At 48.5% G+C, this 14,247-nt stretch carries 12 protein-coding genes; 8 read left to right on the top strand and 4 right to left on the bottom strand.

Translation table 11 applies throughout. The annotated features are described in order from the left end of the window. Positions 1–94 precede the first annotated feature (94 nt). The 6 genes from GK108_RS03575 (at position 95) to GK108_RS03550 (ending at position 8,563) form a co-directional block, all read left to right on the top strand. Positions 95–1,096: a Hint domain-containing protein gene (locus GK108_RS03575; RefSeq protein WP_163942835.1), complete on the top strand. Its 1,002-nt coding sequence runs from the start codon at positions 95–97 to the stop codon at positions 1,094–1,096. A 204-nt stretch (positions 1,097–1,300) separates the two neighbouring features. Further along, on the top strand, positions 1,301–2,506 hold the full coding sequence (locus GK108_RS03570) for an acetyl-CoA C-acetyltransferase (RefSeq protein ID WP_163942833.1): 1,206 nt from the start codon (positions 1,301–1,303) through the stop codon (positions 2,504–2,506). A gap of 126 nt (positions 2,507–2,632) precedes the next feature. After that, on the top strand, positions 2,633–4,780 hold the full coding sequence (locus tag GK108_RS03565) for a 3-hydroxyacyl-CoA dehydrogenase NAD-binding domain-containing protein (protein ID WP_163942831.1): 2,148 nt from the start codon (positions 2,633–2,635) through the stop codon (positions 4,778–4,780). A 390-nt stretch (positions 4,781–5,170) separates the two neighbouring features. Beyond that, the gene (locus GK108_RS03560) at positions 5,171–6,703 is read left to right on the top strand and encodes a glycosyltransferase family protein (RefSeq protein ID WP_163942828.1); all 1,533 of its coding nucleotides are present in this window, start codon (positions 5,171–5,173) and stop codon (positions 6,701–6,703) included. Positions 6,704–7,033: 330 nt separating this feature from the next. Further along, positions 7,034–7,774 carry a glycosyltransferase family 2 protein gene (locus GK108_RS03555; RefSeq protein ID WP_163942825.1) on the top strand — a complete coding sequence of 247 codons (741 nt, stop codon included), beginning with the start codon at positions 7,034–7,036 and terminating at the stop codon, positions 7,772–7,774. Positions 7,775–8,044: 270 nt separating this feature from the next. Beyond that, on the top strand, positions 8,045–8,563 hold the full coding sequence (locus GK108_RS03550) for a DinB family protein (protein WP_163942822.1): 519 nt from the start codon (positions 8,045–8,047) through the stop codon (positions 8,561–8,563). A 215-nt stretch (positions 8,564–8,778) separates the two neighbouring features. Here the strand turns inward: GK108_RS03550 and GK108_RS03545 are convergent, their stop codons facing one another. From GK108_RS03545 to GK108_RS03530, 4 genes are read right to left on the bottom strand one after another with little or no spacing between them, the layout of a single operon-like run. Further along, complete coding sequence (locus tag GK108_RS03545; RefSeq protein WP_163942819.1) at positions 8,779–9,354, bottom strand: ribonuclease HII; 576 nt, start codon at positions 9,352–9,354, stop codon at positions 8,779–8,781. A gap of 23 nt (positions 9,355–9,377) precedes the next feature. Further along, complete coding sequence (locus GK108_RS03540) at positions 9,378–10,454, bottom strand: VWA domain-containing protein (protein WP_163942816.1); 1,077 nt, start codon at positions 10,452–10,454, stop codon at positions 9,378–9,380. Then, positions 10,451–11,467, bottom strand: a complete 1,017-nt coding sequence (locus GK108_RS03535) for a hypothetical protein (protein ID WP_163942814.1) — start codon at positions 11,465–11,467, stop codon at positions 10,451–10,453. Before GK108_RS03535 ends, GK108_RS03540 begins: the two co-directional genes overlap by 4 nt. A gap of 17 nt (positions 11,468–11,484) precedes the next feature. Further along, entirely contained in the window at positions 11,485–12,351 is an 867-nt protein-coding gene (locus GK108_RS03530; protein WP_163942811.1) for a DUF58 domain-containing protein, read from the bottom strand. A 139-nt stretch (positions 12,352–12,490) separates the two neighbouring features. On the opposite strand from GK108_RS03530, the gene GK108_RS03525 reads away from it, so the two are divergent. Together GK108_RS03525 and hemG are read left to right on the top strand one after the other, a co-directional pair. Further along, on the top strand, positions 12,491–12,877 hold the full coding sequence (locus tag GK108_RS03525) for a DUF4296 domain-containing protein (RefSeq protein ID WP_163942808.1): 387 nt from the start codon (positions 12,491–12,493) through the stop codon (positions 12,875–12,877). Continuing rightward, positions 12,874–14,220, top strand: coding sequence for a protoporphyrinogen oxidase (hemG, locus tag GK108_RS03520; RefSeq protein ID WP_163942805.1), 1,347 nt, complete (start codon positions 12,874–12,876; stop codon positions 14,218–14,220). Before GK108_RS03525 ends, hemG begins: the two co-directional genes overlap by 4 nt. Positions 14,221–14,247 lie beyond the last annotated feature (27 nt).

Here is a 14,247-nt window from a genome sequence, read left to right as displayed (position 1 = left end):
CTCAAAAAGGTCTTTTACAAATAACTCTATAATCATAAGCATCCTACGAATCCGTGTTCTATTGATTAACTCGAATCCAACCTGAAAAGAAACGATGAAAAATAACTTCCTGTCTGTACTCCTCTTTCTCTGTTGCGCGGTTGCTACCCAATTGCTGAGTCAGCGCGTCTGGGCGCAAACGGCATCCGCCAGCATGACCCTTGACCAGCTCAAGGCCATCAAAGCCATTAAAGTCGCAAATTTGGATAAAGACACTTACTTCAAATCGGGTGGCTTTATTCTGGACCGCTACGAAGAACGGCCTGCTTACGTCTTTACGTACAGCGACGGAATCACTCGTAAAATTTATCTCTACAAAGTATTTACGGCCGAAGACACCAAAGAATTAGGACTGCTGGCTATTTATCAGAACGGCAAAACCAACGACATCAAACCGTTCGTTATTCCGGGTGCATCGGCCGACCGGAAGGCCTGGGATGCTTACATTGATGATCTTAAGTACGTTGGCGAAAAAGAACCCGGTCTGATGTCGACCCTGACATTTGTTTTATCCCGCGAAATGGCTGGCCTGCTAGCCGGTGGTGCCGGTAAATCGGACGAAGGCGGTGATAAGAAAAAAGAAGAATATAACTTCTGTTTTGCTCCCGACGCGCCTGTTACGCTGGCCGATGGTTCGTCGAAAGCCATCAGCGCCATCAACAAGGGCGATGTAGTGATGGGATATAGTGCCCAAACAAAATCGCTGGTGCCAACACGGGTCAACAAAGTGGATGCTCATGCTGGCGAGTTTACGCTGGCTGGCGTATGGCTTTCTTCTACAAATGAGTTGACCGCTGATCATCGGAATGGCCTAACCGCGCCGGTTTTACTCGAAGCTACCAAAAACCACCCTGTGTTGACGGCTACCGGCCGTAAGGCCCTGGGCGACGTAAAAGCGGGTGAAGTTTTGTATCGCTATGATGCAACGACCAACAGCCTAGCTGCTTATAAAGTCGTTCGCACCGAAGCAGCAGGCCGTTCCGTAAAACAGGTGTATAACCTATCGACCGAATCAGGGGCTTACCTGATTGGCGAAACGGTGGTATTGGATAAGTAAGCCCATTTTTACATTTTTCTGGAAGACGTATCAGCGAGTAGCCTGGACGTCTACGTCCGGGTGAAACTCTGATTTATTCACCCGGACGTAGACGTCCGGGCTACTCGTTTATCATTTTACCTCAAAACGATTGCACTCCTCAGCTTTTGCCTTTAGCTTTACGGATCAAACCGTATGCATGCATACTAATTTCAATAGACAAGTATGGCAGAGGCTTTCATTTACGATGCCGTCCGAACACCTCGTGGACGAGGCAAAAGCGACGGTTCGCTGCACGAGGTACAACCCATTCAACTGCTCACCAGCGTTCTTCGCGAACTTCGAGACCGGAACCAGCTCGATACGTCCCTCATCGACGATGTTATTCTGGGGTGCGTAACACCTATTGGCGAACAGGGGGCCGATATCGCCCGCACAGCTGTCCTCGAATCAAGTTATCATGAATCCGTGGCGGGTGTACAGCTCAACCGATTCTGCTCGTCGGGGCTCGAAGCCATCAACATGGCTGGTGCCTACGTGATGTCGGGGCAGGTAGATGCGATCATTGCCGGTGGTGTCGAATCGATGTCTCGCGTACCGATGGGGTCAGATGGCGGGGCCTTGTTCATGAATCCACAAATTGTTGCCCATCACAACATTGTTCCACAGGGTATATCAGCCGATTTAATTGCCACCAAATACGGTTATTCGCGAACGGACGTCGATCGTTTTGCGGCCGAATCGTATCGCCGGGCCGTCGATGCACAGGCTGCGAATCGGTTCCATAAAACGCTTATTCCGTTTAAGGATGAGCTGGGCGTTACGTTAGTGGACCACGACGAAGGCGTTCGACCTGGAACAACCGTCGACAGTCTGGCGAAGCTAAAACCGGCGTTCGAAGCCATTGGACAAATGGGCTTGGATGCACTGGCTCTGTTAAAATACGCGGAATACGCGCAAATCAATCACGTTCATCACGCTGGAAATTCATCCCAGATTGTCGATGGTGCCGCTGGCGTACTGATTGGCAGTCAGGAATTCGGGGAGAAGACTGGTCTAAAACCACGCGCTCGTATCAAAGCCTTCGCCGTTGTTGGCTCCGAACCAACTATTATGCTTACCGGCCCAATTCCGGCCACGAAAAAAGTGCTTAAACGCGCCGGAATGTCCATCAGCGACATTGATCTTTTCGAAGTGAACGAAGCTTTTGCGGCCATTCCCCTGCTTTACATGGATGAACTGGGAGTTGATCATAACAAATTGAATGTGAATGGTGGCTCCATTGCGCTGGGCCATCCGCTTGGCGCGACGGGTGCCATCATTTCTGCTACGTTGCTCGACGAGCTGGAACGTAGCGGTAAGCAGGTTGGCCTTGCTTCGCTATGCATTGGCGGTGGCATGGGCATCGCCACCATCTTCGAACTACTATAAGTTTATAGTTTTCAAGGGGCTGACGCATCAGCAATTATCTGGCGTCAGCCACTGCTCGGGCGGCCCCGTGAAAACTCTAAACGGAAAACTGCATGGGCAGCCCCGTGAAAACTAAGAAAAGATACTATGATACAATACGCTGTCGATCAGCACATAGCTGTTATTACGTGGGCCATGACCTCGTCGCCCATGAACGTATTGAACGACGACTCAATCCCTGCCTTCGAGTCGGCTTTGGAACAGGCATTTGCCGATGACTCGGTAAAAGGAATCATCATTACGTCGGCCAAACCCGAATTCGTGGCGGGTGCCGATCTGAAAATGATTCTTCGGAATAACGATAAAGATCCGACCGATATGCTAAAGGTATCGTCGGAGCTAAACCGGGTTTTCCGACGTATCGAAACCTCAGGGAAACCGACCGTTGCGGCCATCAATGGTACCGCGCTCGGGGGCGGCTACGAGATTTGTCTGGCCTGCCATCACCGCATTGCTTTGGCTAATCCAAAAACAGCCATCGGGCTGGTTGAGGTAACCATTGGGCTACTACCCGGCGCAGGCGGAACCCAGCGCTTACCCCGTATGCTTGGTATCCAGGTGGCTTTACCGCTCATTCTGGAAGGCAAAAAAGTAGGCGTTCAGGAAGCAAAAAGCCTGGGTATGATCGACGACATAGCCGATACCCCAGACGAGATGATGGCGAAAGCTCGCGCCTGGATCGAAGCCAATCCGAAACCGATCAAGCCCTGGGATGAAGTAGACCGTAAAACTGGCAAGATTGTCGGGAAGGATAATGTCAAGGTTCCGGGTGGCAACGTGCAAAGCGCGGTCGGAGCGCAGACTTTTGGCGTAGGCACGGCCATGATGATGGATAAGACCAAGGGTAACTACCCGGCTCCGCTTGAGATTATGGCCTGCGTCTACGAAGGATTGCAGGTGAATATCGACCGGGCTTTATCGATCGAAGCGCGTCATTTTGTAAAAGTCGCTACGTCGAAAGTGGCCAAAAATCTTATTCAGACCATGTTTCTGGGTATGAACGAGGCTAACAAAGGAGCCAGTCGACCGAAGGATATCCCCAAAACGGAGGTAAAGAAACTCGGCGTTCTGGGCGCCGGTATGATGGGAGCAGGTATCGCCTACGTATCGGCTCAGGCAGGCATCGATGTGATCCTGAAAGACGTATCGATTGAAGCCGCCGAAAAAGGAAAAGAGTACTCCCGTAGTCTGCTTCAGAAGAGCGTGGAGCGCGGCAAACTCGATCCGCAAAAAGCGGACGGAATTTTATCGCTCATTAAGCTAACGACCAGCGCTCAAGACCTGGACGGTTGCGACCTGATTATTGAAGCTGTATTCGAAAATCGCGAGCTAAAAGCCACGGTTACGCAGGAAGCAGAACCTTTTCTGGCCGAACAGGGCGTTTTTGCCTCCAATACGTCGACGTTACCAATCAGCGGTCTGGCACAGGCGTCGGCGAAATCAGATCGTTTCATCGGCATTCATTTTTTCTCGCCCGTCGACAAGATGATGCTTGTGGAAATCATCGTGGGTAAGCAAACGTCCGATTATGCCCTGGCCGTTGCCATCGATTACACGCGTAAGATTCGTAAAACCCCGATTGTGGTTAACGACTCGCGCGGCTTTTATACGTCGCGTTGCTTCGGTACGTATTCGGGCGAGGGCATGGAACTCCTGAAAGAAGGCATTAATCCAGTACTGATTGAAAATGCTGGAAAAGATGCTGGTATGCCCGTTGGGCCACTGGCCGTTACCGATGAAGTGGCGCTGGATCTGGTGTACAAGATTGCCGGGCAAGGTATTCAGGACGGAGCCATACGAGAAGACGACACCAGCTATCAGGTAGCCAAAAAGCTGGTCGAGCTAGGTCGAGCTGGTAAAAAAGCGAAAGCAGGTTTTTACGAATATGGAGCCGATAAAAGCAAAAAATTATGGTCAGGTCTGTCTGATTTGTTCCCGCTGGCTCCGCAGCAACCATCGCTCGATGAAGTCAAAACAAGGCTTTTGTATCGGCAGGCAATCGAAGCGGTACGTTGTTTTGAAGAAAATGTTGTCCGTACCAAACTAGATGCCGACCTTGGTTCCATACTGGGTTGGGGATTTCCAGCCTATACGGGCGGTGCTTTATCGTTCATCGATTTTGTGGGAGTCGATACGTTCGTTAACACCTGCGACCGGCTCGCCAATCAGTATGGAGAACGTTTTCGCCCGACCGCTAGGCTAAGAGAGCAGGCAGCGCAACAGCAAGCCGTATAACAACACTTTCTCCAAACAGCCTGATACGTATCGTTATTAGGCTGTTTTTTTACGGGAAATGCAATAGTCTTTCTGATAACTCACTGGCGTAGTGCCGGTCCAGCGCCGAAAATCCAGGTTGGCGGTATCCCACCAACTCATTCACTCTTGTATAATTGACTATAAAAAAATCCGCCTACACATCCCATTCCTGAAGTAAATAGGCATATAGTCGAGGAATTAGCCCGCGAATCAAGAGTGCCGATAAATACTACGTTATGGGTATCTATTTCCTATTATGATACCGCATAGGCTCCCTAGCGATAGCCTGTAGCATCGAAATTCCCAATAGAGAGCACAAAGTTATTGAATTCTGTGTCTGGGCTTTTAGGACCAGATCTTACTCAACTCATGCAAACAAGATGGACGATACTGGTGGCTATCAGCAGCCTACTTTTACTCCTATTTTTCTACTTCAAAATTATTCGCTTTCAGGGCCTCTATTATACTTTCAACGACATGTATATCTTCCTGCAATCTTCCCGCAGTTGGATAAACGGCCGGCCCTTACTGTACGAAAATGTCTGGGGCTACAGCGACCGGATTCATAATAACTATCTAATGCTGCTGTGGGGCCCCATAATTTACATATGCGGAGCTTACGGTGCTTTTATTGTTCAAACGGGACTTTCAATCGTTAGCTACAGCCTGATGTTGCAGTACCTCAGTCACAGAGCAAGAGCTTGGGTAGGCTGGTTGTTTTTGCTAGTTCTACTTGTTGGTCCCATCTGGTTCTGGTTCAATGACCATCCCGGCATCGGCTGGCATCCCGAACTGACCTATTTGCCGCTTTCTATACTGTTTATCTTGACGCTGCTTATCCATGAGTGCCGCTGGTTCTGGATAACGGCGGCACTCATGGTGTTGGTGAAAGAAGATGGAGCTCTATTGGCGGGATCTATTCACCTGGCGTTTTTGAGTATTCAATATCTGCATGCCGATCGAACAAGAAACATTTTTGGCGTGCTGACTCAGCAGCGTTTCTGGCTTGTTCTGGGTGGCTGGGCGATTGTTTTTATCACGGGGATGGCCTTCCTATCGTATAAAAACCACGCTTATGAACCAGAGCCCCGGCTACAACAAGCGCTGGATGTTATTGCGGCAGGCATGCGCGAACGTAGGTTTATTCTCAAAAACCTGAAGCTTCTCTTCTTAACGGCCCTGCTGCTATTACCTTCAGTGGGTATGCTGCTCTACGGGCTTTATCAGGTAAAGTGGCGCCAGAGCCGGAGCGTGCTATTAATCTATGTGATTGCGCAGCTAGCACTGCTGCTTTCCAACTGGGTGCAGGGAGCTACGTACTACGGCACTAACGCCTTTTTCGATCTGGTGTCCTTAACCTGGCCCCCTCGTTTTGTGCTGGTCTACGCCTTTTCGTTTACGTACATACTAGCATTTTGGACGTTTTTTGGGGCTGGAAAAACAGCCATCTTAGCTTGGAAGCCGACAGTGATCGGGTTTTGCTTACTGTTCATTCAGTTACCGATTGTTCAGTATGTCCGCCCCGATTTTCATCTCATCTCTATAGCGCGAACGCTACTTCGGCATCACATCGACCCGGCTAAAGAACCGCTGCTACCTTCTTTCGATGTAGCAGTTATCAAGAAACTGGCAGAAAGTATACCCGCCCATTCCAATGTGTTTGTATTTGATTTTCTAATTCCATTTTTCCACAAACACTATACCATCTGGCCGACCGAAAATCAGTGGGAGAATGCCGATTTATCCATTATCCCCAATGATGATTTTCAGAATCTTAGCGAGCAATTACCGCGAGTTATGAAGCACCCTTATCGATCGATTCAGCTACATACGTATACTATTTTTTTTACGCCATCCTTTGCGCCTTACGTCAACGAAGCGTTGCGGCCCATATCCCAATAACCCAAGATAGCAGTAAGCGGGTAAACGTACTATGACTAGCAATCTTAATTACCTGATCAAGCTGAGTTCAACAAAGCCACCTTGATTGTACATGTTACAACACTGATACTAGAGACGATAACTGACCAAGCCAACAATCGCCATCTACGTTTAGGCTAAAAACCCTTAGCCAAATTCAGGGAGGTGCATCAATTAGTACGAACATAGAGCAGATGCTTGACGAATACTAGTCGAAATAGCCAATCTGTTACTGAATCATTAACTATTTCTCTTCAATCAGTTTGCACATGCGGGCAATGATTTAGCCCATGTCCACTTTTACCAATTTCTATGTTTAACAACAAAAAAGTTATTGTGGTGATGCCGGCTTACCGAGCGGCCTTAACGCTCGAACGTACGTACCGAGAAATTCCTTTTGATTTAGTAGATGAGGTTATTCTTGTCGATGATGCCAGCCCGGATAATACAATCGAAATAGCTCGTAATTTGGGTATAAAACATATCATTCGGCACAATAAAAACATTGGCTATGGCGGCAATCAGAAAACCTGCTACGCCAAAGCGATTGATCTGGAAGCTGATATTGTCATTATGTTGCATCCTGACTACCAATATACTCCTCTTCTTTTACCAGCTATAATTTCGATTATCGGCAACGAACTGTACCCAGTTGTGTTTGCGTCCCGAATTTTAGGCAAGGGTGCGTTGAAAGGTGGAATGCCTCTGTATAAATATATTGCCAATCGGTTTCTGACCTTTTCGCAAAACCTACTAATGAACCAGAAATTATCAGAATATCATACAGGCTATCGGGCTTTCTCGGGGGAGGTTCTTCGTAGTATAGACTTAACGAATAATTCCAATGATTTCATTTTCGACAACGAGATGATTGCCCAGATTTTTTATAAAGGCTACGAGATCGGCGAAGTCACCTGCCCCACAAAGTATTTTGACGAAGCGTCGTCCATCAACTTCCGACGTAGCGCTGTCTATGGCTTGGGTGTTTTACGCACGTCATTATTATATTATTTGACAAAATTGAAAATAATTCACTGGAAGATACTTAACTAATATAAGTACATTCACTGATTCTGTTATTGGCCTCTTCCTGCTTAATCTAAGCCAGAGGCTTATGCCGTACCGTATGAAAGTAGGAAGTACGTCGGATTTATAGCGGTTTCCTTTGTGTATGGAAATAGCTTTTTTCCAGCTAACATCCTACATCGTGTTACTTGGATTAATTATCACTGCCGACTAGGTTCACTACTGACATACCGCTGTCACTGCCCTGGATTTTCTTTGTATTGTCAATTAATCGACAACTTCAACCACTAGCAGATCATGGAAAACACAGTGCAGCTTAACCCAACGTTAGAGCAGATCGTCCTCTCCCCCCAACAACTTCTTGCCCATTGGCAAGGACACCGGGGACTTACCCGACGATTGATCGAAGCCTACCCCGATGAGCACTTTTTTTCATATAGTCTGGGCGGCATGCGACCTTGTTCGGCACTGATTGATGAAGTCCTGCACATGGCTGATCAGAGTATGCAGGGCGTTATTTCAGGCAACTGGCCTTCCTATGAAAATGGTACGGAGGAATCCCCCAAAGCAACGACCAAACAGCAGGTACTAGACCAGTGGGATCGGGTGACCGAGAAAATTGATGCCTACTGGCCACAGATTTCTCCCGCTCGCTTTCAGGAAGTGGATAAGGCTTTTGGCCTGTATGAAGGGCCTATCTACTGGTTTCTTTTCTATCTGATCGACAATGAAATCCATCATCGGGGTCAAGCTTATGTCTATTTACGCACGCTGGGCATAGAACCGCCAGCGTTCTGGGATCGCCCCCAGGCATAGTTTACCAATAAGCCTTTTATAATAGCCTTTGCTAACCTTTAGATTGGCAAAGGCTATTTTTTCGCCACCACCCAACATGATACAGGGTTGACAGACAAATTACGAAAGCAATCATCTATTCTGCCACCATCGCCCAAAAAGCTAAATTCTGACTAAAAACTTATCTATATACGTAGCAGAAAACCTCATTCTTCCTGACGATGGAGGACAGTAAACTAAATAAGTCGAAAGCTCATCCGGTGATATTTGGTTGGCCCGAACTGGCGGATAGCTTCCCGATGAACCGCCGTTGGATACCCCACATTTTTTGCCCACCCATAAGCCGGATATTCCAGCCCCAATTGCTCCATCAACTCATCCCGATACGTCTTTGCCAGGATTGATGCTGCAGCAATCGACAAATAATGAGCATCTCCTTTCACGATACAGGTATGTGGAATCATCGGGTACGGCACAAACCGATTACCGTCAACGAGTAAATGTTCCGGCTTTGTCGGTAAGACATCGACAGCGCGATGCATGGCCAGAAAGCTGGCTTTCAGAATGTTGATCTTGTCAATATCTTCATGAGAAACTTCGGCAACCGCCCAGGCAATAGCCTCCCGCTTAATATCTTCCCGAAGCATGTCCCGCTGATTTCGGGTCAACTGTTTTGAGTCATTCAGAATAGGATGAGTATAATCTCTGGGCAAAATAACCGCAGCCGCTACAACCGGCCCCGCCAGGCACCCCCTACCCACTTCATCTAACCCAGCTTCCACAACGTCGGCGTTGTAATACGATTTCAGCATAATCCTCGTGTATCATTACGGTGTTAATCTTCCAGAACATTGCCAGCAATTGTGTTCTTGAGAAACAGAGCCAGCAATAAAAACGAAATTCCCCAATAGATATACACCCGATAATAGTCCTGAACGTCTTCGTAAACGATGGTTCTGACGGGCGCTTTTTCCAGTCGATCAATCTGGGCGAATACAGCTCGCAAACGGCCTGCGTCGGCCGCTCTGAAGAAACTTCCCTTACCAATGTCGGCAATGGTTTTTAAAATGCCTTCGTCGATGGTTGATGCCGCCGTCCGCGATTCGACAGTACGTCCGACGGCAATGGTGTAGATTCTAATTCCGAATGCTTTCGCCAGACGCGCAGCCGTTACGGGATCAAGATTTCCGGCTGTGTTGTCGCCATCACTTAACAAAATCACCACTTTGCTACGTTGCTTTTTCAACTGTGCCGAATCTTGCACGACCATCGCCGGATCGCGCATTCGGTTAATGCAACGGGCCAGCGCATCGCCAATAGCCGTACCCGACGTTTGGATCATTTTGGCATCCAATTGGCTCAGATATTGTTTCAGCAACGCATAATCGGTTGTTAGTGGACAAAGTGAAAAAGCCTCGCCCGCAAAAATTACCAGACCAATCCGATCATTTTTCCGCCCGTTGATGAAGGTCTGGGCCACTCGTCGGGCCGTTGCCAGCCGAGTAGGCGGCATATCATTCTCGGTCATCGACTCTGATACGTCGATCGCCAGCATAATATCGATACCTTCTGATTGCTCCTCGCGGTGCGTCTGAACCAGTTGCGGCCGGGCCAGGGCAATCAGCAACATACCCATGGCAATAAAAATGCTGATTGGCAATAAATAGCGCAGGCTACTGATTACGGTCTGTTCAATGCGAATCAGATTTCCAAACAGGCCAGCGGTTCGTTTTCGATTTGTGGTTGCCCCCAGCGACATGTTCAAACGTTGCTGCGAGCCCCGATGCACATAATAACGTAGCGCAAACAGAAGCCCAATGCCCGGAATCAGATAAAGCGCCAGCGGATTGGTAAACCGAAACTGATCCCACAACTCCGGGCTAAACCAATAAAGCGAATACCAGGGTTTCATGAAACAGTTGATTCGGTTTCTTCCGATGCGTCAGATGACGTATCGGCTACAGTTGATGTTTGGGCAATAAACCGTTGCCGTTGGTACGTTACTACGGCAACGTTACGTAGCACAATCAATGCTTCTGACGACTGAACAGAAAACTCTCCGCCGTAAATCATTCGATCGGCTTCCCGCAAAGCATCGGCCACCCGATCATCGCCCGTCCGCTCGGCAATTTCGGGAGTTGTTAAGGAGGCATACGGAAGCCCTTCCAACTGTTCCAGATATGCCTTCCACATCACAATTGCCTGGTTGGCCGTTTCGGATGCCGTGCTTGCATCGAGTCGCTGGATTAACCGATTGTATTCTCGAATAAACCGTTGTTGTTCCTGATAAAGCTGATATAACGTCCATTTCCGACGTAGCGTCTGGCCAAACAGCAGGTAAATTAAGACCATCAGTGCTCCCACACCAACCATCGCTTCGCCCAGAAGTGGGTAGTTGAATTGCTGCTGGAGGGTGGTCAACTTGGTTTCCGATGCCAGCGTTACGTTCTTTGGCGCTGTTGTTCCGGCAACGGGCCTTGTTAAATGAGATCGTAGGAATACCGTATCGATCTGCGTGTTCAGATAGGTACAGTCGCTGGAATTTACCAGTCGAATCGGGACCTGAAGTACCTGGATCGAATCTGTTTCGAACGATATCAGCGTGTACACCGCACTATCGCGACTAACAGCTCTGGCACCTTCGCCCACGGTTTTTGTCGGCCACACACTAACCTCCTTCACCCGAAACGGGAAAAAATGCTGCGATGTATCCGGAAAAAGTACTTCAGCTTTCGGCGAATGTCGATACGTTAGTGCGTACTGAAACGGCCGCCCAATCTCGATACTATCCGTCAGAAATTGCCCCCATAATGGACGCTGATCTCTCCCGCTGGTTTTGGCGGGCGCTTGCGCCCAAACCAGCGACATGGTTTGACTGGCACAGAACAGACAAAAAACAAAAAGCAGTCGAAGTAGGCAGGTCACGAATAGTCTCCTCTGAATTACTGGTATTTTCTTATGCGAAACAGGTCAATGAGTTTAGGAATAAAATCTTCCTGCGAATCAAGTGCCAGGTAGTTGGCATTATATTGTTTACAAAGTCGCTCCAACTGGGTTTGGTTCTGCAAAAACGTTTCCCGCAGCCGGTGCCGAAACGAAGCCGACGACGTATTGAGCCAGACAGTTCGATTGGTTTCGGCATCATGGACGGGAATAATACCCAACCGTGGCAAATTGACTTCCCGCTGATCGTAAAAATGAATAACGACCAGATCGTGTTTTTTGGCTAACGCTTTTAGGTTGTGTTCGTATCCCTGATCAATAAAATCAGATAGCAAAATTACGACACTACGTCGTTTAAGGCGGTTCAGTGTAAATAAAAGAGCATCGGCCAGATTCGTACGCGTTGATTCGGGCTGTAGCTTAAACAGGCTCATAATCAACTGATAACCCGTTTTTAGGGTACTCGACGGCTTAATATACAGTTCTTTCTGGTCAGAAAAGCAATATAATCCGACATGACTGGCCTCCCGAATGGCCGACATAGCCAGTACTCCGCATACCTCTTTCGTCGTATCTATTTTCGCGCGATGCCGAGGCCCTACCTGCTGCGACGCACTCACATCAACCACAAAAAAAACGGTCTGATCTTTTTCCTCCCGAAATACTTTAACAAACGTACCATGCCCTTTCGACGATACGTTCCAGTCGATGGCCCGAACATCATCGCCGTACTGATAAATACGCAAATCACTGAATTCCAGACCAGACCCCTTAAAAACAGATCGAAAACTCCCTCGCATCTGTGAGTTGACCGCTTTTCGGATCTGAATATCAAAATTCCGTAGCCGGGCTAAGAACTCGTCCATACGAAGCTGATGTTATACTATTTAAACAAGCAATCCCGAACTTTGCCCAACGGCATTAGGTCGGGCATGAATTTGTCTAGCGCAAATTCGCCGAATGGGCCCAAACTGGGCTAGCTTACAAAATTAACGCTTAAACACTATGCGTTGGCATCTTATTAAACAAACGAGTTGGATGGCTCTTTTCATGCTCGGCATGGGATTGATACCGAGCTGCCAATCAGAGCAAAATACAAAACCTGACAATTTGATTCCCGGCGACCGCATGGCCGATATCCTGACCGAGGTTCATAAGGCCGAAACGCGGGTGAGCCGTCTGGGACTACGATCCGTCGATTCGTCCAATATCGCTTATAAGCATATGGAAAAACAGATCTTCAAACGATTTAAGGTCGATACAGCCGCTTATGCCAGGAGCTACGGCTACTACTCATCGCATCCACGCGAAATGGAAGTTATTTACAAACAGGTTGTGGAAAAGCTAAAAAAAGAATCCGAAGCGCCTAAACCTAAACCAGCCAAGTCATGAGCATTGGTATTATTGGCGCGGGCATTTCTGGTTTGACGCTGGCTTACGAATTAGAAAAAAAAGGCATCGACTACCAGATTTGGGAAGCCACCGACCGAGCAGGCGGCTATATTGGTTCGCGTTGGGAAACCGGCCCTGACGGCCAGCGTTATCTGCGCGAACTGGGTCCCAACTCGCTCCTTGGCGACAGCGATTTACTACTATGGCTCGATGAGCTGGGCCTTACGCCCGACCTGGTTTTCAGTAATCCGGTCAGTAAAGCTCGGTATATCTTTCGCAATGGGCAGTACCGCAAGCTTCCGTCCGGCCCTCCCTCCCTGCTTTTCGGCGGCTTTTTTAGCTGGTCAACAAAACTGGCCATCTTTCGCGAACGTAATAACAAGACCATATCGCCCGAAGGAGAAACATTAGCCCAGTTTTTTCGACGCCGTTTTTCCAGTGAAATTGTTGATTATGCGCTGGCTCCGTTTGTAGCGGGTATTTATGCCGGCGATCCTGAAGAGCTTCTGGTTTCAGAAACCTTTCCCATTTTACTTCAGTACGAAAAAGAATACGGCTCGGTAGTACGTGGCCTGATCAAAAATCAATCTGGTAGTGGCAGGCGGCAGTCGTTCAGCTTCCGGGATGGTATGCAGGCGCTGACCAATAAGCTGGCGGCTAGCCTGACCCATTTGTCGCTTGGTGATCCCGTTCAACGTATCAGCCGAACCAGTCATGGCTGGCAGGTAGAATCAAAATCAGGCATCCAGACTGTTGATAAACTTGTGCTGGCAACCGGCACAGACGCAGCCGCCCGATTGGTTGCTACGCAGTATCCTGCGTTTGCCAATGCCCTCAACCAGGTCGACTACCCGCCGATGACAGCCGTTCATTCGGTTTACAAACGGGCCGACGTAGCGCACCCTCTTGATGGTTTCGGCGGCCTGAACCCTACCATTGAAGGTCGTTTTGCTTCGGGCCACATCTGGAGCAGCTCTGTTTTCGCAGGCCGGTGCCCCGATAATGAAGTGCTGATCACAACGATGGTTGGTGGTCGCGCGCATACGCAAAGTGCCCGGCTACCGGATGATGTTCTGTACGACAAAGTCCATCAGGAGCTGGTGTCAAGTTTCGGTATCAAGGCCGATGAACCTGTTTTTCAAACACTAGCGCGCTGGGAGCGAGCCATACCACAATATAATAGCCACCTGGCCGCCGTGCGCAAACACATCGAGACCGTTGAGAACGATGATTTACGGGTATGTGCCAACTGGTACAAAGGCGTATCGCTTTCAGATTGTATCGGCAAAGCCAGAGAGTTAGCCCGGCAGTTGGGCCAAAACACCCTCATTAACAAATTTTAATAGTTTCTTTGTACAAAAAACGTCGGC

The organism is Spirosoma terrae (genome assembly GCF_010435915.1).
GTDB lineage: Bacteria > Bacteroidota > Bacteroidia > Cytophagales > Spirosomataceae > Spirosoma > Spirosoma terrae.
This window is presented reverse-complemented; position numbering and strand designations above follow the sequence as displayed.